Origin of the sequence: Microvirga sp. ACRRW, from assembly GCF_022346925.1 — a bacterium.
Lineage (GTDB): Bacteria > Pseudomonadota > Alphaproteobacteria > Rhizobiales > Beijerinckiaceae > Microvirga.
In genome coordinates, this window is record NZ_JAKRNJ010000001.1 from 202544 (window position 1) to 224285 (window position 21742).

Consider the following 21742-nt stretch of genomic DNA (forward strand, 5'->3'; position numbering starts at 1 on the left):
CACGGCAGTGCGACAACAGGCGATGCTCACGATGACCGGAAGAGTAATCGCAGGCTCCAGGTTCGGACGCCTCCGGCGTCCGATCGCTGCATTCAGGCGCGGCGAAAGCGGTGTCTCAGCCCTTGAGTTCAGTCTTTTCGCCCCAATTCTGCTGCTCGGCTTCGTAGCGGTTGCCGACCTTGCCTTTCTCGCTCAGCAGAAGATGTCGGTGGATCATGTCCTGCGGGCTGGAGCTCAAGAGGCTATGGAGGACAAATCGACAAGCTCAACGGCTCCTGAGGTGACGAAAGTTTTGAACCTCATGGCGGCTGAAGGATTTGCTGTCGGCAGTGCGACATCGATAGGCGGCAAGCCGCCTCTTATGATAAGCGCCTCGCGTTATTGCGTGTGCCCAGACAATGTGAGTGGCCCTCACCTTCCCACCTGCACGACACTCTGCACGGGTGAGAAACTCCCTGTCGCCTTTTACAGGATCACGGCCGAAAGCAGAGCCACCAACATGATCCTGCCGCCGACAACTTTGAAGTCGGAGATTCAGGTTCAAGTCCGATGAGGTGTCTTGCGAACAGGATACTTCGCCTGTGCCGATGCGATCATGGCTCGACCGCGGTCGAGTTTGCTCTCATAGGCATGCTCTTGATCGCCGGGTCCTTGATCGTCATCGATCTCGGGCGCGGCTTTTGGATCTACAACAGACTCTCTGATGCTATCGAGCGCGCTGCGCGCGACAGCCTGCTTCGGCCTATGACCGATGGTCAGATTACCCTCGATATCGAAAAGCAATTTCCAGAACTCGGATCAGGCACACCCTTGGCCGAAAGACCGAAGGTCGAAATTACATCCGATCCGGATTTCAGAACGGTCAAGGCGAGCTTGCTCTTCAAGACTGTGGTGCCTGTGTTCGTCGCAGACGGCTTGAACCTGTCACTCAAGCGCCGCTTTCCGAAAGCCCCGCCGCCGAGTTCATGATCTGAGGCATTTGCGCCATTATTTGACCGGCTCGGTCTTGCCGACAGGCCTGCAAGTGTCGATGCAGGAGTACACTTGCTGAGAGGCTCCCTGATAAACCGTCGTCACTTGGTTCGAGTTGGCAGACACGCTGATCTTGAGGTGCGCGATTTCCCGTCCGGCCTCTCCTAGGACGATCATATTCGTCACGCCGACCGCTTTCCCTGTCAGCACCATGTTGTATTCATCGCTTAGGGTACCATCGGCAATAGCCGGGTTTCCGATGACGATCGTCCGGGCCGGATGCTCGAAAGTGAGGATCTTCGCGAAATCGAGCGCAACTGGCAAGGTAGATTGCTTAAGACCGATGCGAAGGCGCGCGTCCGTTGAAGGCAGCGTCCCCAGAAGCGTCGCCTCGTCCGCCCTGCTCTCGCCAGAAAGCCCTAAAGCTCCCAGCATCAATACTGCAGCCGTGATCTTGAGAAACGAGCATTGCATGAAGTATGTCCGATCACTTGGTATCACTCTTTGAAATCATTTTTAAAGCCATAGAGGCAATTAGGCCATTTGGCCGAGCCGCGGTTGATCCGGTCCTAGACCATGAAGCTGAATGGACCCTGGCAACACGCAAGCTCTAATTAGAGCTTACATTGGCGATGCGCCCGGTAAATGGGTTGGAAGGCCAAAGAAGGACGGGGCTTTCATTATGTTCGGTAAGAGGAGCTTGCAGGAAGAGGGCTTTAAGAAAGCGCCCTCTCCCTCGCCGGACATACAGCCCGAGAAGCATCTTTCGATCGCTCCCTCCGCTTCCCCAAAACAGGCTCCTTCCACGGAGACACTCCCCCGTTCTTCTTCTGCACCGTCCTCCAGCACTCCGAGCCAGAGCGACACTGCAGCACGCCCGCAAGGCAGCCGGAAGACGGACGAATATTACGGCCTGAAAGCACAGGTCTTTGCTGCCCTGATAGAGGCCATCGACGTCTCGCAGCTCGGCAAGATGGAGCTTCGTGAAGCCCGGGAAGCGATCGGTGAGATCGTCAAAGATATCGTCACTGCGAAGAAATTTGTCATGTCGATCGCCGAGCAGGACGAGCTTCTGCAGGATATCTCCAACGACGTTCTCGGCTATGGTCCGCTTGAGCCTCTTTTGGCTCGCGACGATATCGCCGACATCATGGTGAACGGTGCGGATACGGTCTACATCGAAGTCGCCGGCAAGGTGCAGAAGACCGACATTCAGTTTCGCGACAACGCCCAGCTCCTGCATATCTGCCAGAGGATCGTCAGCCAGGTCGGCCGGCGCGTCGACGAATCCAGTCCCATCTGCGACGCGCGACTTCCAGATGGTTCGCGTGTTAACGTCATTGCCTCCCCCCTTGCCATCGATGGGCCTTCACTTACCATCCGAAAGTTCAAGAAGGACAAGCTGACGCTCGATCAGCTTGTGAAATTTGGGTCCATTACTCCCGAAGGCGCCACGATCCTTGAGATCATTGGCCGCGTGCGCTGCAACGTGATCGTCTCTGGAGGCACGGGATCAGGCAAGACGACACTGCTGAACTGCCTGACGCGCTATATCGAACCGGGAGAACGCATCGTAACATGCGAGGACGCCGCGGAACTGCAATTGCAGCAGCCGCATGTGGTCCGACTTGAGACGCGTCCGCCAAACATTGAGGGTGAAGGCCAGATCACCATGCGCGACCTCGTCAAGAACTGCCTCCGCATGCGCCCTGAACGCATCATCGTGGGCGAGGTGCGCGGCGCTGAAGCATTCGATCTTCTTCAGGCCATGAACACCGGCCATGACGGCTCCATGGGCACCCTGCATGCGAACTCGCCTCGGGAGGCGGTTTCCCGCATCGAATCCATGATTACAATGGGCGGATACAGCCTGCCATCCAAGACCATCCGGGAGATGATTGTTTCATCCGTCGACGTCATCGTGCAGGCTGCGCGCCTCCGCGACGGATCGCGCCGCATCACGCACATTACCGAGGTTCTCGGGCTCGAAGGCGATGTCATCATCACTCAGGACCTCTTCACTTATGAGATTCTGGGTGAGGATGCCAAAGGCGACATCATCGGCAAACATCGCTCGACGGGCGTCGGAAGGCCCCGCTTCTGGGATCGCGCCCGATATTACGGAGAGGAGAAGCGCTTGGCTGCAGCCCTCGATGCTGCAGACAAGGCTTCCAGCTAGCCATAAGAGAGCAAGCATCCGATCATGCTCACCCCTGAACTCATTCCCGTCTACATCGCCCTCCTTGTCACCTTCTGTGCCGGCGGCGTGGTCATTGCTCTCTTCTATTCTTATTTCGAGCGTCGCTCGGAGAGCTACAAGCGCTTCGCGGCCATTGCTGCGTCCGGCCCTTCTATCGATCGGGAGGCCGTCAGCAATGAAACGAGAAGGCGCAAAGCTGTCGAGGTCACCCTGCGCGAGTTGGAAGACAAGCAGAAGATCAAGAAAACATCCAAGCTCACTCTATCCGCCCGGATCAGACAGGCAGGACTGAGCTGGACCCTGAAGACCTATTACCTGGTTTGCGTCATCGCAGGATCTCTGACCCTCTTGATGTCCTCAATCCTATTTGGACTTGGCCCGTTCTCCTCCGTGGCCTTTGGCCTGACAGGTGCTCTTCTGGTCCCTTACCTTTATGTGAACGGAAAGAGGAGCCATCGCTTCAAGAACTTCTCAATGGAGTTCCCGAACGCCGTCGATGTCATTGTCCGAGGCGTCAAAGCAGGTCTTCCTCTTGGAGATTGCCTGCGCATTATCGCTATGGAAGCACAGGAGCCGGTCAAAAGCGAGTTCCGCATCATCATCGAGGATCAGACCCTTGGCCTGCCGATGGACGAATCCGTTCAGAAGCTCGTCGAGCGCATTCCCCTGCCGGAAGCGAATTTTTTCGCTATCGTCATCGCACTGCAAAGCCGGACGGGCGGAAGCCTGTCAGAAGCTCTATCCAACCTTTCCAAGGTACTACGCGAGCGGAAGAAAATGAAAGCCAAGATCAAGGCCGTAAGCTCCGAGGCGAAGGCTTCCGCAGGCATCATCGGCAGTCTTCCGGTCGTCGTCGCCACGCTGATCTACCTCACATCGCCGGAATATATCAGCCTTCTTTTCACCACTGCCACCGGCAACATCACGCTTGCAGTTTCCGGCTTCTGGATGCTTATCGGCTGTCTCGTCATGCGCAAGATGATCAATTTCGATTTCTGAGGCATGTCATGAACCCTGCGGTCCTCCTCACTCATCTCGACTTAATCATCGCCCTTTCAGCCGCTGTCTCCGTCTGCGGGGCTGTTCTGGTCATCTCCTGGCCCTACTTCGCCCGCGACCAACTGAGCGCTCGCATGGCTCATGTCGCGAGTGAACGTGAACGGATCAGGACGCGCGAGCGAGCCCGCCTCAATGCCAAGGCGAAAACGCCCTCCCTGCGCAGCGAGCCCAAGAAGCTTTTCAAGGACATTGTGGAGAGGTTCGACCTGGCCAGGCGCGTGGAAGACGGTGACCTTGCCCAAAGGCTGCGGATGGCAGGCTTCCGTGGTCAAAGCCCCGTCATTACGTTTCTGGCCATACGGGCGATTGCGCCGATCGCGATGTTTCTCCTCGCCATCCTGTACGTTTTCGTCGTCCTGCGTCTCCAGCACCCTCTCTTCGTCAAACTGGGAATTGCAGTTGGCGCGGCCTGGATCGGCTATTTTGCCCCCCAGCTTTATGTCTCGAACAAGATCAAGAAAAGGCAGGACGCCATTCGGAGATCATGGCCGGATGCGCTCGATCTTCTGCTGATCTGCGTTGAATGCGGCATGAGCGTCGAGAGTGCGTTGCGCAAAGTCTCCGACGAGATCGGCACACAATGCGTAGAACTCGCAGAGGAACTTAGCCTGACGACAGCCGAGCTGTCATACCTGCAAGATCGTCGAAAAGCCTATGAAAACTTGGCCGAGCGCACCGGCCTCGATGGCGTCAAGGGCGTTGTCACCAGCCTTATCCAATCAGAAAAGTACGGTACTCCCCTGGCGCACTCCTTGCGCGTTCTCGCTCAAGAGAACCGTGATATGCGCATGAACGAAGCGGAGAAGAAGGCTGCAGCCTTGCCGCCCAAGCTCACGGTTCCGATGATCCTATTCTTTTTGCCCGTTCTCTTCGCCGTTATCATTACGCCGGCGGTCATCCGCATTACAAACCTCTGAGGAGGTTCGCAGCGAGTTCGGAGCGGCACCCGATGAGTTCGGAGCGGCACCCGATCGATTTGGGCGGGCCGCATCTTCGATTTTCTACTCGACGAGCTTTACGATCTGGCCCGTCAGGACGGTCTTTGTACCGGCTCCGGCGCAGGCTGCACCCATTTCGACGGTTGAATTGCCTGCGAAGGTAACCGTATTGGCGATAATCTGGAGGCAGCTTGACTCGGCTTTCGTTCCTCCGAGAAACTCTATCGTCGATCCGGGCAAATAGATCGCGCCCTTGATGCTGGCTGTCGAAGAGTTCCCATTAATCTTGAACACCTCGCCGCATTCGAGCGGTGAATCCTCACAGCGAGCGGCGAAGAACACCAGCCCTGAGTAAAGTCCCGCCGTCGGGGCAGCCAGATCCAGCTCTGCCGAACCTGAAATTTCAGCTGTCGTGTTGTTCGCGAAGAAGAAGGTTGCACCGTTCGATTTCAAGATCGCCTTGTTGTTGACCTTCAGGTTGCCGCCCGTGATGATGTACAGTCCCGGCCCAAAAGTAGCGGTCGTGTTGGATGCGACTTCGATCCCGTCGCAGAAAACCGAGTATGCACCATATATGGGATGTGGGAGTTCCTTCGGGGTGATCGCCCCTGAAACTGTTCTGCTCTGGCAGGTGTAACCTGAGACCGATGGCTCAGGAACGTCCGCATAAGGATCCGCAGCCGGAGGAGCGTTTTCCTGCACACTGGCGCAGACATTCAGGTCGAGCAGATCGGGCGATGGGTTCTTTACAGAGGACCCGCCGACCGTGCTGATGCAATCAGCCGTGAGATCCGCTGTCGAGTTCGGCATGTAATACGCATCGGATTGAGTAGAGTTCGAGACGACGCTGCAATCGTTGAGGGTCACGCTCGTATTGCCTGACACCTCAACGGCCTTTGATCTTGTGGCAGAAAGAGCCACCACGCAGGCGGGAGAACCACCAGTGAGCTTGGCGACCGCGCGTGCCCTGATCTCGACTGGAGTGTCGGAGAATATCGATGAAAGAAGCCGCGGCTTCGTCTCGGAGAGAATAACCTCGACGGCATCGTTGTCGTCGATTGACCCTCCGGCAAGCGGAGGGTTGTTCAAGGTCAAGTTCGTAGTGACGAGATCGGTTGCATCAGGGTCAGGGTTTGCATCAGTCATAACGGGCATGAAGCCGGAGGCTGATGCTACCCGCACGGCAGCGGCCTGCAGTGGATTACCGTTTTCTCCAACACGCTTTCGAACGGCAGCTGCATAAGCGGCCACATCGGCCGCGTGCTGCAACTTTCGCTGCGTATAATACCAATAACCGGTCTCTCCCCCGAGAGCCATGCCACCGATGATCACCGGCGACATGAGGCCCATGGCAACCGCCGCTGCACCACCCTCTTCTTTCCAGAGTCTATACAACCGAGGCAGCACGCTTGGTCTGCGGGGCCGCGATGGAAATGGCAGCGTCATTCTCTCATGCTCTCCGGGCCAGCACCCAGAAGGCACCGCCCGCTCAAAGATAGCTTGGTTCCGCAGAGAGAGATTGACCCATTCGAGAGCAAGCTTCCATTCGCCTGAATGGCCTAGGCCAAGTGCGCTACGCGGGGGGTGGCCTCGTTCAAACCGGCAATCACATCGCGCGCAGCACGTGCTGCTTCGCACACCTTGTTCAAAGCCATGGAAATATCGCCACCGGATTCACATTCACGTTCGAGAGCAATGCAGAATTCCGCCAGTTCGGAAAAGCCCAGGAGAGCGGCTTGGGATGTGATGGCATGAGCCGCCCTTGCGACTTCCCGGCGCTCGGTGCTCGTGAGGTCCTGACAGGCAAAGCTCGCCTTCAGCTGTTCGTCAAGACGATGAAGCCACTGCGAAACGCGGTCTATGCCAATCGTATCGCGAAAATCGGCGAAATGTCTCTCTTGAAAAGCCTGCTCGCTGGAAAGCGAGACTCCCGGAACAGCGCGATCCTCCAAGCCGTGGAACCACTCGCTCATCTTGCGCAGCAGATCGTCTCGTCGGATCGGCTTTCCAACATGATCGTTGAAACCCGCTTGCAGGAAGTCGCGGACTTGCTGAGGCAGAACGTTCGCGGTCATTGCAGCGACGAAGACATCGCGGCATGGATGATCGAGATCGCGGATGGCACGAATAGCTGTCAATCCATCCATGCCTGGCATCTGAATATCCATCAGCACGAGATCGTATGGTCGTGCCTGGAGGTTCGCAATGGCTTCCTCCCCGTTGGAGACGGCATCGACCGTGTGCCCTGCGGCTTCGAGCAATGCCTGCGCCAACTCCCGGTTGATGTCCACGTCTTCGACGATGAGAATGTGTGCTCGCTTCGCGGTCGCGGGAATGTCCATCGGGGTCGATTGCAGCGCCGGCATCTCGCCATGTGGCAGCACCAGCTCGATCCAGAAGGTCGAACCCTTTCCCAGTTCACTCTCCACACCGATCTGCCCGCCCATCAGCTCCACAAGGCGCTTGGAAATCGCAAGCCCTAGTCCGGTGCCGCCGAACTCCCGGCGGATGGAGGCGTCACCCTGAGAAAAGCGCTTGAACAATCGGCTGTGCTGCTCCGGAGCGATACCAATGCCTGTATCGCTGATAGAAATGCCGATCACCTCGCCTGATGACACCGCTCCCTTGTGTTCAATTCTTGCGGTGATGTGACCTTCACGGGTAAATTTTACGGCGTTGTTCAGAAGGTTCAGAAGCACCTGCCGCAACCGCGCCTCATCGCCCAGAACCACCTTGGGAATGTTCTGACCCCACTCGACCCGGATCGGGACTCCCTTCTTGCCCGCGCCGCTTGTGACGATAGAAACCGTATTATCGACGAGAGAAACCAATGAGAACGGCTCGATCTGCAACGCGATCTGATCCGCCTCGATGCTGGAAAAGTCTAGGATGTCGTTCGCGACCGTCAGAAGCGCAGAAGCGGAGACTTGGATGAGATCCGCATAGCGCCGCTGCTTCGTGCTGAGCCTCTCGTCGAGAAGTTGCTCCGTGTAGCCGATGATGCCGTTCAAGGGTGTACGGATCTCGTGACTCATGGAAGCAAGAAAATTCGTCTTTGCCTGGCTTGCGATGTTGGCCTGGCCCAGAGCTCTCTCGGCCACGTCTCTGGCTGCCGTCAGCTCCTTCTCTCGATCCGCGACAGCCTTCGCCATGCGATTGAAGGCGCGCTCCAGGATGCCGACCTCGCCCGATCCCTTATAGGATGAGCGCACGCTGAAATCCCCACGTTCGAGCGCTTCTGCCGTTTGCACCAGGCCACGCAAGGGTCGCAGAATGAGCCCCTCGACGCCCAATGTTCCCAGAAGCAGAGATCCGCCGATAATGACAAGGATCAGGACCAGCCTGTATCGCAGAGCCTCGTCGATAGGACCGATGACCGATGCTCTGCTCAAGCCGATGGCCAGAATGGCATCCGTTCCCGGCAGCGTCCTGAAGACGAAAAGACGCGGCTCTCCCGAGAGATCCTCCAGCTCGGAGTCGCCCTGGAAGGATTGCAGAGCCTTGCGGACAACATCGTGGCTCTGCAAATTGCGCCCGATCAGCTCGTTTCTCGGCGGATAATGCGCAACAAGCGACCCATTGCGGTCAATGACGAGCATGTTTACGTCAAGGCCCGAGTTCACATTCTTAAGGGAGCGCTCGTCCAATAGCCCTGGATCGATCTCGGCGGCAACCACCGCAGCAACCTGCCCTCCGTCGACCACAGCCATCGCAGCTGCAATGCCCATCCTCCCTGTGACGGGACTGACGCTCAGATCGCTCAGGGCGAATGCCTCGCCCTTGAGAACACGCGCCAGAAGGTCCCGCCTGGAAGTATTCGTGGCTTCGCCATGGGCATGAGCACCGCAGATCTCATTTCCCTGAAGGTCCGTGACGCGCAGCGATGTCATCCATCGATACATACCAAAGTGCCGCTGAACGGCGCTGGCGCATTCGGCACCGCCGGCTCGTAAACCCGGCGTCTCGCTGAGATGATGTAAGATCCCCTCGGCCTCCTCAATCACGCGGCTTTGCCGATCGACAGCATAAGTGATGAGGATATCCGCCCGTTCACGCGTGGCCTCAATGGCGAGCTTGCGCTCGTCGCTCGCGAACTGCACGAGAGCAGCGCTCAAAGGCGCCAAAGCGGCGATACCGATCAGAAGAAAGCGCCAGATCAGGCTGCCGCGATGCAGCCTGAGGAGCCTTGTCCCCACTCGCATCATGCTGGTGTTCCTCCCAATCGCCATCGCCGCGCACTTTGCTGGGGGCTACACGCTGGTCATCAGGTCGCGCTTGCGGTTCGGGTAAGGGCGCGCCCCTGCCACGGCAGCCGCCGCACGATTGTTCACGCCGAAATAGCGGAAGATCGCTGCCATGTGGATTTTCACAGTCCCCTCGCCCAATCCAAGAGCCAAAGCGATTTCCTTATTCGTCTTTCCTTGTACGAGCAGATCGAGAACATCGCGCTGGCGCGGCGTTAAGGGGCTCGATGTCTCAGAAGGCTCGGCCTCCTGAACCGGAACAGAGGGCTCTGCCTTTTCAGCGATGGTCTTGATGTTCTCTTCTTCAGAGGTTTCGACGGGAGCCGAAGAAATATCCGCAAGGCACGGAGGAACATAGACGCCGCCGTCGAAGATGATCTGGAGAGCGGCCGCGAGATCCGTGATACTCAGGCTCTTGAGCATGTAGCCATGCACGCCTGCTTCCAAGGCGAGAAGAATGTTGCGGCGATTGCTGGACGCTGAAATGACCCCCACCTTGGCGTTGGGAAAGCATTCCCGGACCGTCCGTAAATTGGTAGGCGTTCTCATTCCGGGCATAGAAAGATCGAACAAGGCAACGTCGATTTGATCATTCTCGCCCAAGCGCTCGAGCGCCTCATCCAGAGACCCGGCTTCTATGATTTTCGAGAAGCCGAATTGCCGGCTCAGGATGGCCCCAACGGCCATCCGAAAATATGCATCATCATCGGCGATAAGGCCGATGCGCGCAGGCGCCCCCATCAATATTCTCCCCCAGTTAGAATGCCAGTCTGATCGACAAGGACAGGATAAAAATCAATTCTTTATAATTACCCGGATCAACTTGCCGCACCTTCAACCCTGAAAGAAAAAGATACATCATTCCAAGTTGGCCCATTAATTCTAGTAGCCATCAATTTAAATGATCATGAAAATCCTCTTGAGATTAATTTTTCGGCCTCTCTAGTGCTGAGGATTTGGTCATCGTTTCAAATCATCTCCTCAAGACCAGCAAGTGCGCCAGATAGGGTTTGTACGGAGACCTTTGCCGGCTCCAGATATTTGGACACCTTGGCACGATATGTTTCACAGTTACACTCATGCGAGCGCATAGTGCGCTTGCAAATTATCCAATAAAAGTATCGGAAAGTACGATTTTCTGGCAATATTTGGCCGCCACAGGCAGATATTGCGCATCAACCTATGCGCGAATGCAATATATTATTAATAAGGAAAGTTGCGCGGTGCGATTTAGCAGCCTTACAACTCGCGCTCGCTGCTCAATTATCAGGCCGCCGACATGAAGTGCTGGCGAGCCGGAGCAAGACCGGCAAGCGGGATCGCCCGCCCTTCAGCGGGATCTCGGCCTCTCGCGCTGCGCTATCACGGCCATCAGTTTTTCACCTACCTCGGCGACGAACGCGGTTTCCTTTTCGCGCAGCTGCTACAGGACGGCAGGGCGCTCGATCTCGACACGAAGGGAAGCGGACAGACACCGCGGTCGCGCCATGCCGACTGACGCCTGACACTCAAAGACGGCATTCGCGAAATTTTGGCGACAGAGATCCTGGAATCGCTCGACGTTGAGACATCGAAGTCGTTCAACCAAGTGACGGATGTTACGTCGCGGCTATCAAGTTGTGTCTGCGGTTCGGATATGGACGCGCGCCTGCAACGGCAGCAGCAGCGCGATTGTTCACGCCGAAATAGCGGAAGATTGCAGCCATATGGATCTTCACTGTCCCCTCGCCAAGGCCGAGGGACAGCGCGATTTCCTTGTTCGTCTTTCCTTGCACGAGCAGATCGAGAACTTCTTGTTGGCGTGACGTCAGAGGGCTGGCAGGCTCCAGTTCCTGCCACGATGTCACCTCTGCCCTTCCCGCACGAGCCAACGGCTCGTTATTCGCATAGGTATTCAGAGTATCACAAGAGATCTCAGCCAAGACCGGTGGCACATGGATGCCCCCATCGAAGATGGTTTGAAGAGCTCCAACGAGGCCTGTGACGTTCGAGTTCTTGAGCACGTAACCGTGAACGCCGGCTTCCAGCGCCAAGAGGATATTTCGGCGTTCACTGGAAGCGGAGATGACGGCAACTTTGGTCTTCGGGAAGCATTCGCGAATAGTACGCAGGTTCGCGTGCGTCCGCACGCCTGCGGTGGAAGGATCGAACAGAGCCAAATCAATACTTGGATGCTCGCCTAATCGCTCCAGAGCGTCATCCATGGACCCGGTTTCGATAATGTTGGTAAACCCGAATTGCCTCTCCAGAACCGCACCTACGGCCATCCGAAAATATGCATCTCCATCGGCAATCATGCCGATGCGCGCAGGTGCCGTCATCAGCGCCCCTCCAACTGAACTGCTGGCTGCCAATGAAGCCTGCGCTGTCGTGTAATCCACGAAGCCCCTCATCCAGCAGATCCGAGGATCCTGACATAAAGTGTTTTGTTATTACATCAACTAAAATACGCAGACGGCTTGCAATTTTGCCAACCTCGCACGCAAGGCATTGCGACAGGCATTCCATAGTCATCTCAAATCGGCACGGCTCATAAGCCATGCCGCCGCTATCTGTCAGACAAACGCAACCCACAGCCCTGCAAGAGTTATGGCAGCTCCAGAGAGGCGCACCGCCTGCCCCTGCCTCAGAACGCTCATTCCTGCCGCAAGGCCGAAGAGGTGGAGAGCAAGGCTCGCAAGAGCAAAGCCGATGCTATAAGTCAGCCCTGTACTCCCTGCCGGAATCTCGACTCCATGAGCATAGCCATGGAAGACAGCGAAGAAGCCTACAAGCGCTGTTGCGAGTGCGGCTGCCAACTGTTTCCCTATCGTAATGAGCATGCCCAGAACGATGATGGAAGCCGCAATGCCGACTTCGAAGGCCGGGATCTCGGCTCCGGCTATTCCTAAAACACCACCGGCAAGCATCATGACGATGAAGCTGGCAGGCACCAGCCAAACAGCCCTGCCTCCGAGCATGGCCGCGAACAGGCCGACACTGACCATAGCCAGCACATGATCCATCCCGCCCAAGGGGTGAGAGAACCCAGTGGCGAATCCCGAGAAATGGTGCTGGCCGGTATGAGCTAGAGCCGGAGTGGCTGTCACCATTAGGCTTAAAGCAAGAATTGAATGCATTCTTTTCATATTTACCCCATGTGATTTCCCGTGGCAGCCGCCAAGCCGCCAATCTGCTCAATGAATTTCGCGATGGCCTCGACGCCGACACCATCGCGAATGTTGCTGAACACGTAAGGGCGCTGGCCGCGCATGCGCTTCGTATCTTCTTCCATGATCGCAAGGTCGGCACCGACATAAGGCGCGAGGTCGATCTTGTTCACCACGAGGAGATCCGATCGTGTTATGCCGGGACCGCCTTTACGTGGGATCTTCTCTCCGCCCGCAACATCGATCACATAGATCGTGAGGTCTGCAAGCTCCGGTGAGAAGGTCGCAGCCAGATTGTCGCCACCGGATTCGACAAGCACGATATCAAGCGCCGGAAAACGCTTTCTCATGCTGGCAATGGCGGCAAGATTGATGGATGCATCTTCACGGATGGCAGTATGCGGGCATCCGCCCGTCTCGACCCCCATGATGCGCTCGACGGGAAGAGCGCCCGCAACGGTCAGAAGGCGCGCGTCCTCCTTGGTGTAGATGTCGTTGGTGATGGCACAGATATCGTAGCGCTCGCGGAAGACCTTGCAGAGCGCTTCCATGAGCGCGGTCTTACCCGAGCCGACCGGGCCACCGATCCCGACGCGAAGAGGTCCCGTTTGAGAAGTCATGAGCGGAAAAGCCTCGTATATTGGTTTTCGTGATGGAAGGAGCCGAGATCGGCCCTGAAGGTGGCGCTCCCGATACCGTCGAGCGGCAAATCAAGCGCCTCGCCTACCACTTTCTGAACGGTTACGGCCAAGGAAGCGCTGATGCGGATTCCAGTCGTCTGCCCGATAGGCGCGAGCCGGATTGCGGCCGAGACGAAGTTTTGAACGATCCCGAAGAGATAAGCACAGGCAGCCGTCGGCAAGGGGATGTCGTGGGCGGCGGCAGCCATTCCGATTGCGACAGGAAACGCGACGTCTCCCTCAAGCGAAAGCAGACGCGGAGACGGCCAGGCTGCGAGCGTCGCATCGATGAAGCTGCGTCCTTGCTGGCTTGTTTCCAGATAAAGCTCAGCGGACGGCGAAAGCGCCAGCGCAAGGGCGTTGACGTCTTCGAGGGCAAATCCATCCCCATTGCGCACCGCCCGATATGCATGGCTCAAGAGAATGGCGTCGTTGCGCCCAACTCCCAATGTGAGCATGTCGGTGAGCCAAGCGACGAGGGTTGCCTCGTCCTTGACATCCCCCGCCTCCACCGCCCATTCGAGGGTGTGAGAATAAGCATAGCAGCCTACGGGATAGGATGGCGACAGCCATGCGAACAAAGGCAGGATCGTTACCGCCTCTCGGCTGGTCAATAGATCTTGCGTCCGCTCATTCATGATCATGGCCATGGTCGTGATGATAAGCCCCTCTCAGAGGACGGAAAGGACGCTCGACAACATCGACCAGCGCGCCCAGGCCGCGCAGCATATCGACCAGCACGTGATCATAGCCGATATAGATCGCATACCGCGTAATTTCCGCCGGGACGTGCCGGTTGCCGATATGCCAGGCGAGGTTCAGCAGCTCCAAGGGATCGCTCGTTTTGATTTCGACGAGCCGTTCGGGCGCAGCCTTCACCTCCACCAGCCAGCCTGTCTCCAGGCACAGGGCATCGCCGTCCTCCAGCACATCGGCCCTGTCGAGATCAAGCAGGAAACCGGTGCCGCCATCGGCGTTCAGAACGATACGCCTGCGGTGACGATCTCCATGATCGAGGGTAATCACATCGACGATGCGGTCGGCATCGACGTTCTCTTTGCGGATGATGGATGTAGCGCGGATCATATCAAAACAGGAAATAACGTTGAGCCATAGGAAGGATTTTCGCCGGTTCACAGACCAGTAGCTCTCCATCGGCGCGCACGTCGTAGGTTTCCGGATCGACCTCGATATGCGGGGTCGCATCGTTGAGCACCATGTCTTTCTTGCCGATGCCACTACGAACATTCTCGACCGCGACAAGCTGCTTATGAACGCCGAGCTTTGCAGCCAATCCATTCTCGATGGCAGCCTTCGACACGAAGGTCAGAGAGGTTGTCGTCAGAGCGCGACCATAGGCTCCGAACATGGGACGGTAATGTACCGGCTGCGGTGTCGGGATAGAAGCATTCGGATCGCCCATGAGAGCAGCCGCAATCGCGCCACCCTTTAGAACGAGATCAGGCTTTACGCCGAAGAAGGCAGGTGTCCACACGACGAGATCAGCGAGCTTTCCAACCTCGACGGAACCGATGTGCTTGGAGACGCCATGCGCAATGGCAGGGTTGATCGTATACTTGGCGATATAGCGGCGTGCGCGCAGGTTATCGTTATCGCCAGCTTCCCCTGGTAGTGCGCCACGCTGCACCTTCATCTTATGAGCCGTCTGCCATGTGCGGATGATAACCTCGCCGACGCGCCCCATGGCTTGGCTGTCGGAGGACATCATCGAGAGCGCCCCGATATCGTGCAGAATGTCCTCAGCCGCGATGGTCTCCTTACGGATGCGGCTTTCGGCGAAGGCAAGATCCTCGGGGATCGACGGCGAAAGATGGTGACAGACCATGAGCATATCGAGGTGCTCGTCGATGGTGTTCACCGTGTAGGGCCGCGTCGGGTTGGTGGAGGACGGCAGCACATTCGGCAGGCCCGCCACCTTTATAATGTCGGGCGCATGGCCACCGCCGGCGCCCTCCGTGTGGAAGGCATGAATCGTGCGACCCTTGAAGGCTTCAATCGTGTCCTCGACGAAGCCCGACTCGTTCAAGGTATCCGTGTGGATCATCACCTGGATGTCGTAAGCATCGGCTACCGACAGGCAGCAATCGATGGCAGCAGGCGTTGTGCCCCAATCCTCGTGCAGCTTGAGCGCGCAGGCGCCTGCCTCGATCATCTCCTCCAGGGCCTTCGGCTGCGAGGCATTGCCCTTACCCGTAAAGGCGAGATTCATCGGAAAGGCATCCGCTGCTTCGATCATGCGGGCGATATGCCAGGGGCCCGGTGTGCAGGTGGTTGCGAAGGTGCCAGTTGCAGGCCCCGTGCCGCCACCGAGCATCGTCGTGATGCCCGACATGAGCGCTTCCTCGATCTGCTGCGGGCAGATGAAGTGGATATGAGAGTCGAAGCCGCCTGCCGTGATGATCTTTCCCTCACCGGCGATGATCTCGGTTCCTGGGCCGATGATGATGTCCACATTGGGCTGCACATCCGGATTGCCGGCCTTGCCGATGGCTGCGATGCGTCCGCCCCTGATACCGATATCCGCCTTCACCACGCCCCAATGATCGAGAATGACCGCATTGGTGATGACGGTATCGACGGCACCCTCGGCTCGGGACGTCTGCGCCTGCCCCATGCCGTCGCGGATGACCTTTCCGCCGCCGAACTTCACCTCCTCGCCATAGGTGGTGAAGTCCTTCTCCACCTCGATCACGAGAGAGGTATCGGCGAGGCGGATCCGGTCTCCCTTGGTCGGACCGAACATATCCGCATAGGCCGAGCGCGGCAGGGATGACGGCTTTCTTGCATTCGACATCAGAGTTTCCCCATCACGCGTTGGCGGAAACCGTAAACCTCGCGCTTGCCGGAGAGCGGCACCAGAACGATCTCGCGGGTTGCACCCGGCTCGAAACGCACTGCCGTCCCAGGTGCGATATCGAGGCGCATGCCGCGCGCCTTCTCGCGGTCGAAGGACAAGGCGGGATTGGTTTCATGGAAATGATAGTGACTGCCGACCTGGATCGGCCTGTCGCCGGTATTGGCAACCGTCAGCGCAACGCGTTCGGCTCCCTCGTTAAACACGATCTCCCCGGCCTGCGCCCTCACCTCGCCCGGAATGTCGGTGGATGCCGCGCCACGTATGGGATGGTGGACGGTCACGAGCTTGGTTCCATCCGGGAAGGTGGCTTCCACCTGCACATCGTGGATCATCTCGGCGACGCCTTCCATGACCTGATCGGCGGTAACCACATGGGCTCCTGCCTCCATCAGATCCGCGACGGAACGTCCATCACGGGCACCTTCCACGACCGTGTCGGTAATGAGGGCAATGGCTTCCGGATGATTGAGCTTCACGCCACGCTCCAGACGCCGGCGCGCGACCATGGCTGCCATGGCGATGAGGAGTTTGTCTTTTTCACGCGGTGTAAGTTGCATCACAGAGTCCTAACTGAGCCAGACACGCGGCAGAGGCTCGCCGCGAAAGGCAATGAGAAACGGAATGACGACAGACCGAAGGGATTGAATGCTCATGGCGCAAAAGCGTACGGCCAAGAGACCGTTCCAAGCGCTGGCGGCGACCTCGCAGCCACGAACCGATGAAAGCAGCTCACGCGTGGATTCAAGACGTTCTTCCGCATCCGGCGCGACATGCACCATGGTCGCAAAGGCACGCGCTCCATTCGCGACGCTTGGCTTGCGCAACAGATCCGAGACCGGCCCGGCAAGCCGCAGAGTGTCAGCATAAACTAAGCGTCGCCCATGGCGGATGCGCCAACGATCCTCGAATAAACCGTTCTCGATGCGCTCTTCCCTGGCCTCGCGGCCGAAGACCACAGCCTCGAAGAGCGTCAGACTTGCACCCTCATCGACATCGGCATCCAAGCGCCGGACGAGGCGCGCCTCGTCGAAGAGAAGCGTTTCCTGCGGAAGCCAGTCGAGGCGCGCGCCCGTCCGCACACTCAAGTTCACCGACAATTCTGCAACGGCCCCATCCGAGCGATAAACTTTTTCTGCGGCAGGGGTGACAAGCGAAATCATTGCCCCGCTCTGGACCTCGACCTCGACGGCGAAACGATCTCCGCAGGCAATGCCACCCGCCGTGTTGACGAGCACAGCATCGAGTCCAGCACTCGCACCCCTCGGAAGCCGGATGCGCATGGAGCCGCTTTCCTCGATCCGCATCGGACGCGTTCGGCCGTTCAGACCCGTCGCGCTGAATGCAACACGCCCATCGGCCCTCTGCCGTTGAGGGGCACTCGAAAGCGGCGCTCCATCAAATGGCCAGGCGTTGACGTACATCGTCCCCCTCAAGGGCCTGGCGGTCACCCCTCTGCACAATCTCGCCACGCTCCATGACCACGAAGCGGTCAGCCAGATCGCGCGCGAAATCGAAGTATTGCTCGACCAGCAAGATAGCCATGTCTTTCCGCTCGCGCAGATAGACGATGGCTCGTCCGATGTCCTTGATGATGGATGGCTGAATCCCTTCCGTCGGTTCGTCAAGCACTAGAAGACGCGGGCGCGTGACGAGAGCCCGACCGATGGCGAGCTGTTGCTGTTGTCCGCCCGAGAGGTCGCCGCCTCTGCGGCCCATCATCGACTTGAGAACCGGAAAAAGCTCGAACACCTCGTCTGGGATCTTGCGTTGCGGGCGTTTGAGAGGCGCGAACCCTGTTTCGAGATTTTCGCGGACCGTCAGCAAAGGAAATATCTCCCGTCCTTGAGGGACATAAGCCACGCCGAGGGCTGCCCGCTCAAAAGGCTTCAGGCGTGTAATGTCCGTTCCATCGAATTCAATCGCACCGCCGGAAATCGGGCGGTGCCCCGCGATGGCACGCAGAAGAGATGTCTTTCCTACCCCGTTACGCCCGAGAACACAGGTCACTTCCCCCAACGATGCCTCGACCGAGACACTTCGCAGAGCTTGTGCGGCACCATAATGCAGGGAGATGTTTTCAACGCGAAGCATGGTCATCGGCCCAGGTAAACCTCAATCACGCGTTCGTTGGAGCTGACAGCATCGAGAGAGCCCTCTGCCAGCACGGAGCCTTCATGAAGACAAGTGACCTTTACGCCGAGATCGCGCACGAAGCTCATGTCATGCTCAACAACGACAACTGCTTTGGTTTTGGCGATCTCGCGCAGAAGGTCAGCCGTATCGGCGGTCTCCTGATCAGTCATTCCCGCAGCGGGCTCGTCGATCAGCAAAAGCTTCGGCTCCTGCGCCAGCAGCATGCCGATTTCGAGCCATTGCTTCTGGCCATGGGACAACTCCCCCGCCTTCCGATAGCGCTGAGACGACAGGCGCACCCGTTCGAGGAGTGCGTCTATTCTTTCCCGCTCAGAGGATGTGCGGCGTGAAAACAAGGCCGAGAAAGGATCGCGTTTGTTCTTGACGGATAAAAGAAGGTTGTCCTCCACGGAATGCATCTCGAACACTGTCGGCGTCTGGAACTTGCGCCCGATTCCGAGTTCCGCAATTGCAGCCTCGTCCAGAGCGGTCAAATCGTGCAAGCCTTCGAAGAGGGCGGCCCCCTGAGTGGGCCGAGACTTTCCGGTGATTACATCCATCATCGTCGTCTTTCCCGCTCCATTGGGGCCGATAATGGCGCGCATCTCTGCGTGATCGATGGCAAGCGACAATGCGTTGAGCGCCCTGAAACCATCGAAGGAAACGGTGATGTTGTCGAGGTAGAGGAGCGTCGGAGTGACAGGTGCGGACATGATGCTACTCCGCCGCTTGAGAAACAGGCTGCGGGGAAGGCTCTTCATGCGTTCGGCGGCGCGCCTTGCCCCACAGATCCTGGCCAAAGCCCAGAATGCCGCGCGGCATGAAAAGCGTGACGAAGACGAAGAGGCCGCCGAGAGCAAATAGCCAGAACTCCGGAAGCGCGCCCGTGAACCAGGTCTTTCCCGCATTGACGACCACAGCGCCGAGAATGGCGCCCGCCAGTGTCCCGCGTCCTCCGACAGCCACCCAGATGACGAGTTCGATGGAGTTGGCCGGCGCAAACTCGCTCGGATTGATGATGCCGACCTGCGGTACATAGAGCGCACCGGCAATACCGGCGAGCATCGCGGAGATCGTGAAGACGGCGAGCTTGTAATGCTCCACCTTATAGCCGAGGAAGCGTGTGCGGCTTTCCGCGTCACGAACAGCTACGAGCACCTTTCCGAACTTGGAACTGACCAGCCATCGGCACAGCAGATAGCCCAATCCAAGCGCTATGACAGACGACACGAAGAGTACGAGCCGCGTCGATGGCGCCTGCAAGGGAAAGCCCAGGATATCCTTGAAGTCGGTCAGGCCGTTGTTGCCGCCGAAGCCCATATCATTGCGGAAGAACGCAAGCATCAGGGCAAAGGTCATGGCCTGCGTGATGATGGAAAGATACACGCCGGTCACACGCGAGCGGAAGGCAAACCATCCAAAGACGAAAGCAAGGATGCCGGGAACTAGCAGGACCATGAGCATCGCGAAGGGAAAAGCGTCGAAGCCGTACCAGAACCAGGGCAGCTCCTTCCAGTTCAGGAAGACCATGAAGTCCGGCAATGTGGGATGAGCATAGACGCCGCGAGAGCCGATCTGGCGCATGAGGTACATCCCCATGGCATATCCGCCCAGCGCGAAGAAAGCGCCATGTCCGAGCGAGAGGATGCCGCAGAAGCCCCAGACCAGATCGACCGACAGAGCCAGCAGGGCAAAGCAGATGTACTTACCGAGGAGAGGTACGAGATGATCCGGAACATGCAGGGCCGAACCTGGCGCGAGCAGGCCGTTGAGAACCGGAATCAACACGGCAGCTCCAGCAAGAACCCCCAAGACCGCAATGGTCTGCCTGTCGAGCAAGGACTGCGTTCTCATGCTTCCACCGCCCTGCCCTTCAGCGCGAATAATCCGCGCGGTCGTCTTTGAATGAAAAGAATGATCGCGATGAGAAGCAGGATCTTCCCGAGAACGGCGCCTGCATAAGGCTCAAGCATCTTGTTGGCGATGCCGAGCGTCATTGCGCCGACCAATGTACCCCAGAGATTTCCCACACCGCCGAACACAACGACCAGAAAGCTATCGATGATGTAGCCTTGCCCAAGATTGGGGCTGACATTGTCGATCTGCGAGAGTGCGACACCGGCTATGCCCGCAACACCCGATCCGAGACCGAAGGCCAGCGCATCGATGCGGTTCGTCCGGATGCCCATAGAGCCAGCCATGCGCCGGTTCTGAGTGACCGCGCGCACATAGAGGCCGAGCCGCGTGTAACGCATCACGCAGAGCAGAACGGCGAAGACCGAGAATGCGAAGACGACGATGGCGATGCGATTATAAGTCAGGCTCAAGCCACCGATCTCCAACGCTCCGCTCATCCAGCTTGGTGTGCCGACTTCCCGGTTGGTCGGGCCAAAAATCGTACGCACACCCTGCTGGAGAATAAGTGAAAGGCCCCATGTGGCGAGAAGCGTCTCGAGAGGCCGCCCGTAAAGAAAGCGAATGACTCCACGCTCGATGAAGATGCCGATACCGCCTGAGACGAGGAACGCGAGCGGCAATGCAATGAAAAGGGATGCATCGAAAAGACCAGGAACCTGAAGCCGAATGAACTCCTGAACCATGAAGGTGGTGTAGGCCCCGATCATGACCATCTCACCATGCGCCATATTGATGACGCCCATGGCGCCGAAGGTGATGGCAAGGCCGATTGCGGCGAGCAGAAGAACAGAGCCGAGGGAAACGCCGTACCAGACATTCTGAAGCGCGTTCCAGAATGCCAGACGTGACTGGATTCCTGCAGCCGCCTCCGCGGCAGCCTTGACCAGTTCCGGATTGGCGTCAGGCGGAAGGTTGCTCAGAAGAGCGAGCGCATCCTGATCTCCGCGCTCGCTCAAGATCTCGATGGCAGCCTTCTTGTCGGATACGGAAGCGTCCGCCTTGCCCAAGATCACGGAAGCGCGCGCGCGCTCAAGGGCGTCGCGGACATGCACATGACTTTCCTGAGCAATGGCGCGATCGAGCACCGGCAAGACGGCGGCGTCGCGGGAACGGAATACAGCCCGGGCCGCATTGAGGCGGGCCTGCGCATCGGTGCTCAGCAGCGTGAGATTTCCCATAGCTGCCTCGACCGCCCGCCGGACGCGATTGTTGACGCGAACCGGCTTGAGCACGTCAGGGGCATTCACGGTCGCGCCCGTGGCTGCATCGACGATGCTTCCTGAGCTTTCCTTGATATAGACCTGCCCTTCACCAACCAGCAGACGGCCGTCGCGCAAGGCCTCGACGATGGTCAAGGCCCTGCCATGACCGCTGCCTGCAATGGCTGAGAGCGCAGCTTCCGTATCCGCGTAGCTGTCGGACGCGAATTTCGGCAGCGCCTCCTCGTAGGGGCCTGCCATGGCGCGGGCACCAAAGCCGATCAGCAGAAGCAGGGCGAAGGCCCGCATAAGTATGCGCAAGCTGGTCATTCGCGAGAACTCGAAAGGAGGAAGGGTGAGAGCGGCGATGAAG

General features: G+C 58.1%; 21 protein-coding genes and 1 pseudogene. 6 read left to right on the forward strand and 16 right to left on the reverse strand.

Features of this window, described 5'->3' with window-relative positions:
• The first annotated feature begins 31 nt into the window (after positions 1 to 31).
• Together MHY87_RS18900 and MHY87_RS01110 are read left to right on the forward strand one after the other, a co-directional pair.
• Entirely contained in the window at positions 32 to 553 is a 522-nt protein-coding gene (locus tag MHY87_RS18900; protein WP_370644828.1) for a TadE/TadG family type IV pilus assembly protein, read from the forward strand.
• The gene (locus tag MHY87_RS01110; RefSeq protein ID WP_255726128.1) at positions 550 to 969 is read left to right on the forward strand and encodes a TadE/TadG family type IV pilus assembly protein; all 420 of its coding nucleotides are present in this window, start codon (positions 550 to 552) and stop codon (positions 967 to 969) included. Before MHY87_RS18900 ends, MHY87_RS01110 begins: the two co-directional genes overlap by 4 nt.
• An 18-nt stretch (positions 970 to 987) precedes the next feature.
• On the opposite strand, the gene MHY87_RS01115 is transcribed toward MHY87_RS01110, so the two are convergent.
• Positions 988 to 1446, reverse strand: coding sequence for a pilus assembly protein N-terminal domain-containing protein (locus MHY87_RS01115; RefSeq protein WP_239348552.1), 459 nt, complete (start codon positions 1444 to 1446; stop codon positions 988 to 990).
• 208 nt (positions 1447 to 1654) lie between these two features.
• Between MHY87_RS01115 and MHY87_RS01120 the strand changes: the two genes are divergently transcribed.
• Genes MHY87_RS01120 through MHY87_RS01130 form a run of 3 tightly spaced genes read left to right on the forward strand, consistent with a single transcriptional unit; the run spans position 1655 to position 5148 of the window.
• The gene (locus MHY87_RS01120) at positions 1655 to 3151 is read left to right on the forward strand and encodes a CpaF family protein (protein WP_239348554.1); all 1497 of its coding nucleotides are present in this window, start codon (positions 1655 to 1657) and stop codon (positions 3149 to 3151) included.
• A gap of 24 nt (positions 3152 to 3175) precedes the next feature.
• Positions 3176 to 4171: a type II secretion system F family protein gene (locus MHY87_RS01125; RefSeq protein ID WP_239348556.1), complete on the forward strand. Its 996-nt coding sequence runs from the start codon at positions 3176 to 3178 to the stop codon at positions 4169 to 4171.
• Between the two features lie 8 nt (positions 4172 to 4179).
• Positions 4180 to 5148, forward strand: coding sequence for a type II secretion system F family protein (locus MHY87_RS01130; RefSeq protein WP_239348558.1), 969 nt, complete (start codon positions 4180 to 4182; stop codon positions 5146 to 5148).
• 84 nt (positions 5149 to 5232) lie between these two features.
• Here the strand turns inward: MHY87_RS01130 and MHY87_RS01135 are convergent, their stop codons facing one another.
• From MHY87_RS01135 to MHY87_RS01145, 3 genes are all read right to left on the reverse strand, one after another.
• The gene (locus MHY87_RS01135) at positions 5233 to 6576 is read right to left on the reverse strand and encodes a pilus assembly protein TadG-related protein (RefSeq protein WP_239348560.1); all 1344 of its coding nucleotides are present in this window, start codon (positions 6574 to 6576) and stop codon (positions 5233 to 5235) included.
• Positions 6577 to 6728: 152 nt separating this feature from the next.
• A complete protein-coding gene (locus tag MHY87_RS01140) occupies positions 6729 to 9374 on the reverse strand; it encodes an ATP-binding protein (RefSeq protein WP_239348562.1) in 2646 nt (881 codons plus the stop codon).
• A 45-nt stretch (positions 9375 to 9419) separates the two neighbouring features.
• Positions 9420 to 10154 carry a response regulator transcription factor gene (locus MHY87_RS01145; RefSeq protein WP_239348564.1) on the reverse strand — a complete coding sequence of 245 codons (735 nt, stop codon included), beginning with the start codon at positions 10152 to 10154 and terminating at the stop codon, positions 9420 to 9422.
• 538 nt (positions 10155 to 10692) lie between these two features.
• Between MHY87_RS01145 and MHY87_RS01150 the strand changes: the two are divergent.
• Positions 10693 to 11004: pseudogene (locus tag MHY87_RS01150) on the forward strand (protein adenylyltransferase SelO family protein); the annotation flags it as partial.
• Between the two features lie 7 nt (positions 11005 to 11011).
• On the opposite strand, the gene MHY87_RS01155 reads toward MHY87_RS01150, so the two are convergent.
• The 12 genes from MHY87_RS01155 to urtB form a co-directional block, all read right to left on the reverse strand.
• Positions 11012 to 11794 (reverse strand): response regulator transcription factor, encoded by a 783-nt coding sequence (locus MHY87_RS01155; protein ID WP_239348566.1) that lies wholly within the window; start codon positions 11792 to 11794, stop codon positions 11012 to 11014.
• A 174-nt stretch (positions 11795 to 11968) separates the two neighbouring features.
• Positions 11969 to 12541: a HupE/UreJ family protein gene (locus MHY87_RS01160; RefSeq protein WP_239348568.1), complete on the reverse strand. Its 573-nt coding sequence runs from the start codon at positions 12539 to 12541 to the stop codon at positions 11969 to 11971.
• Between the two features lie 2 nt (positions 12542 to 12543).
• On the reverse strand, positions 12544 to 13182 hold the full coding sequence (ureG, locus tag MHY87_RS01165) for an urease accessory protein UreG (protein WP_239348570.1): 639 nt from the start codon (positions 13180 to 13182) through the stop codon (positions 12544 to 12546).
• Positions 13179 to 13886, reverse strand: a complete 708-nt coding sequence (locus tag MHY87_RS01170) for an urease accessory protein UreF (protein ID WP_239349705.1) — start codon at positions 13884 to 13886, stop codon at positions 13179 to 13181. Before MHY87_RS01170 ends, ureG begins: the two co-directional genes overlap by 4 nt.
• A complete protein-coding gene (locus MHY87_RS01175) occupies positions 13873 to 14328 on the reverse strand; it encodes an urease accessory protein UreE (RefSeq protein WP_239348572.1) in 456 nt (151 codons plus the stop codon). Before MHY87_RS01175 ends, MHY87_RS01170 begins: the two co-directional genes overlap by 14 nt.
• 1 nt (position 14329) lies before the next feature.
• A complete protein-coding gene (ureC, locus tag MHY87_RS01180; RefSeq protein WP_239348574.1) occupies positions 14330 to 16057 on the reverse strand; it encodes an urease subunit alpha in 1728 nt (575 codons plus the stop codon).
• Entirely contained in the window at positions 16057 to 16677 is a 621-nt protein-coding gene (locus tag MHY87_RS01185) for an urease subunit gamma (protein WP_239348576.1), read from the reverse strand. Before MHY87_RS01185 ends, ureC begins: the two co-directional genes overlap by 1 nt.
• Before the next feature lie 9 nt (positions 16678 to 16686).
• Positions 16687 to 17400 carry an urease accessory protein UreD gene (locus tag MHY87_RS01190; RefSeq protein WP_239348578.1) on the reverse strand — a complete coding sequence of 238 codons (714 nt, stop codon included), beginning with the start codon at positions 17398 to 17400 and terminating at the stop codon, positions 16687 to 16689.
• A gap of 115 nt (positions 17401 to 17515) precedes the next feature.
• Positions 17516 to 18211, reverse strand: a complete 696-nt coding sequence (gene urtE / locus MHY87_RS01195; protein ID WP_239348580.1) for an urea ABC transporter ATP-binding subunit UrtE — start codon at positions 18209 to 18211, stop codon at positions 17516 to 17518.
• A gap of 2 nt (positions 18212 to 18213) precedes the next feature.
• Positions 18214 to 18966, reverse strand: coding sequence for an urea ABC transporter ATP-binding protein UrtD (gene urtD / locus MHY87_RS01200; protein WP_239348582.1), 753 nt, complete (start codon positions 18964 to 18966; stop codon positions 18214 to 18216).
• 4 nt (positions 18967 to 18970) lie between these two features.
• On the reverse strand, positions 18971 to 20107 hold the full coding sequence (gene urtC, locus MHY87_RS01205) for an urea ABC transporter permease subunit UrtC (protein WP_239348584.1): 1137 nt from the start codon (positions 20105 to 20107) through the stop codon (positions 18971 to 18973).
• Positions 20104 to 21699 (reverse strand): urea ABC transporter permease subunit UrtB, encoded by a 1596-nt coding sequence (urtB, locus tag MHY87_RS01210; RefSeq protein ID WP_370644829.1) that lies wholly within the window; start codon positions 21697 to 21699, stop codon positions 20104 to 20106. The genes urtC and urtB overlap by 4 nt, the downstream gene beginning before the upstream one ends.
• Positions 21700 to 21742: the final 43 nt, after the last annotated feature.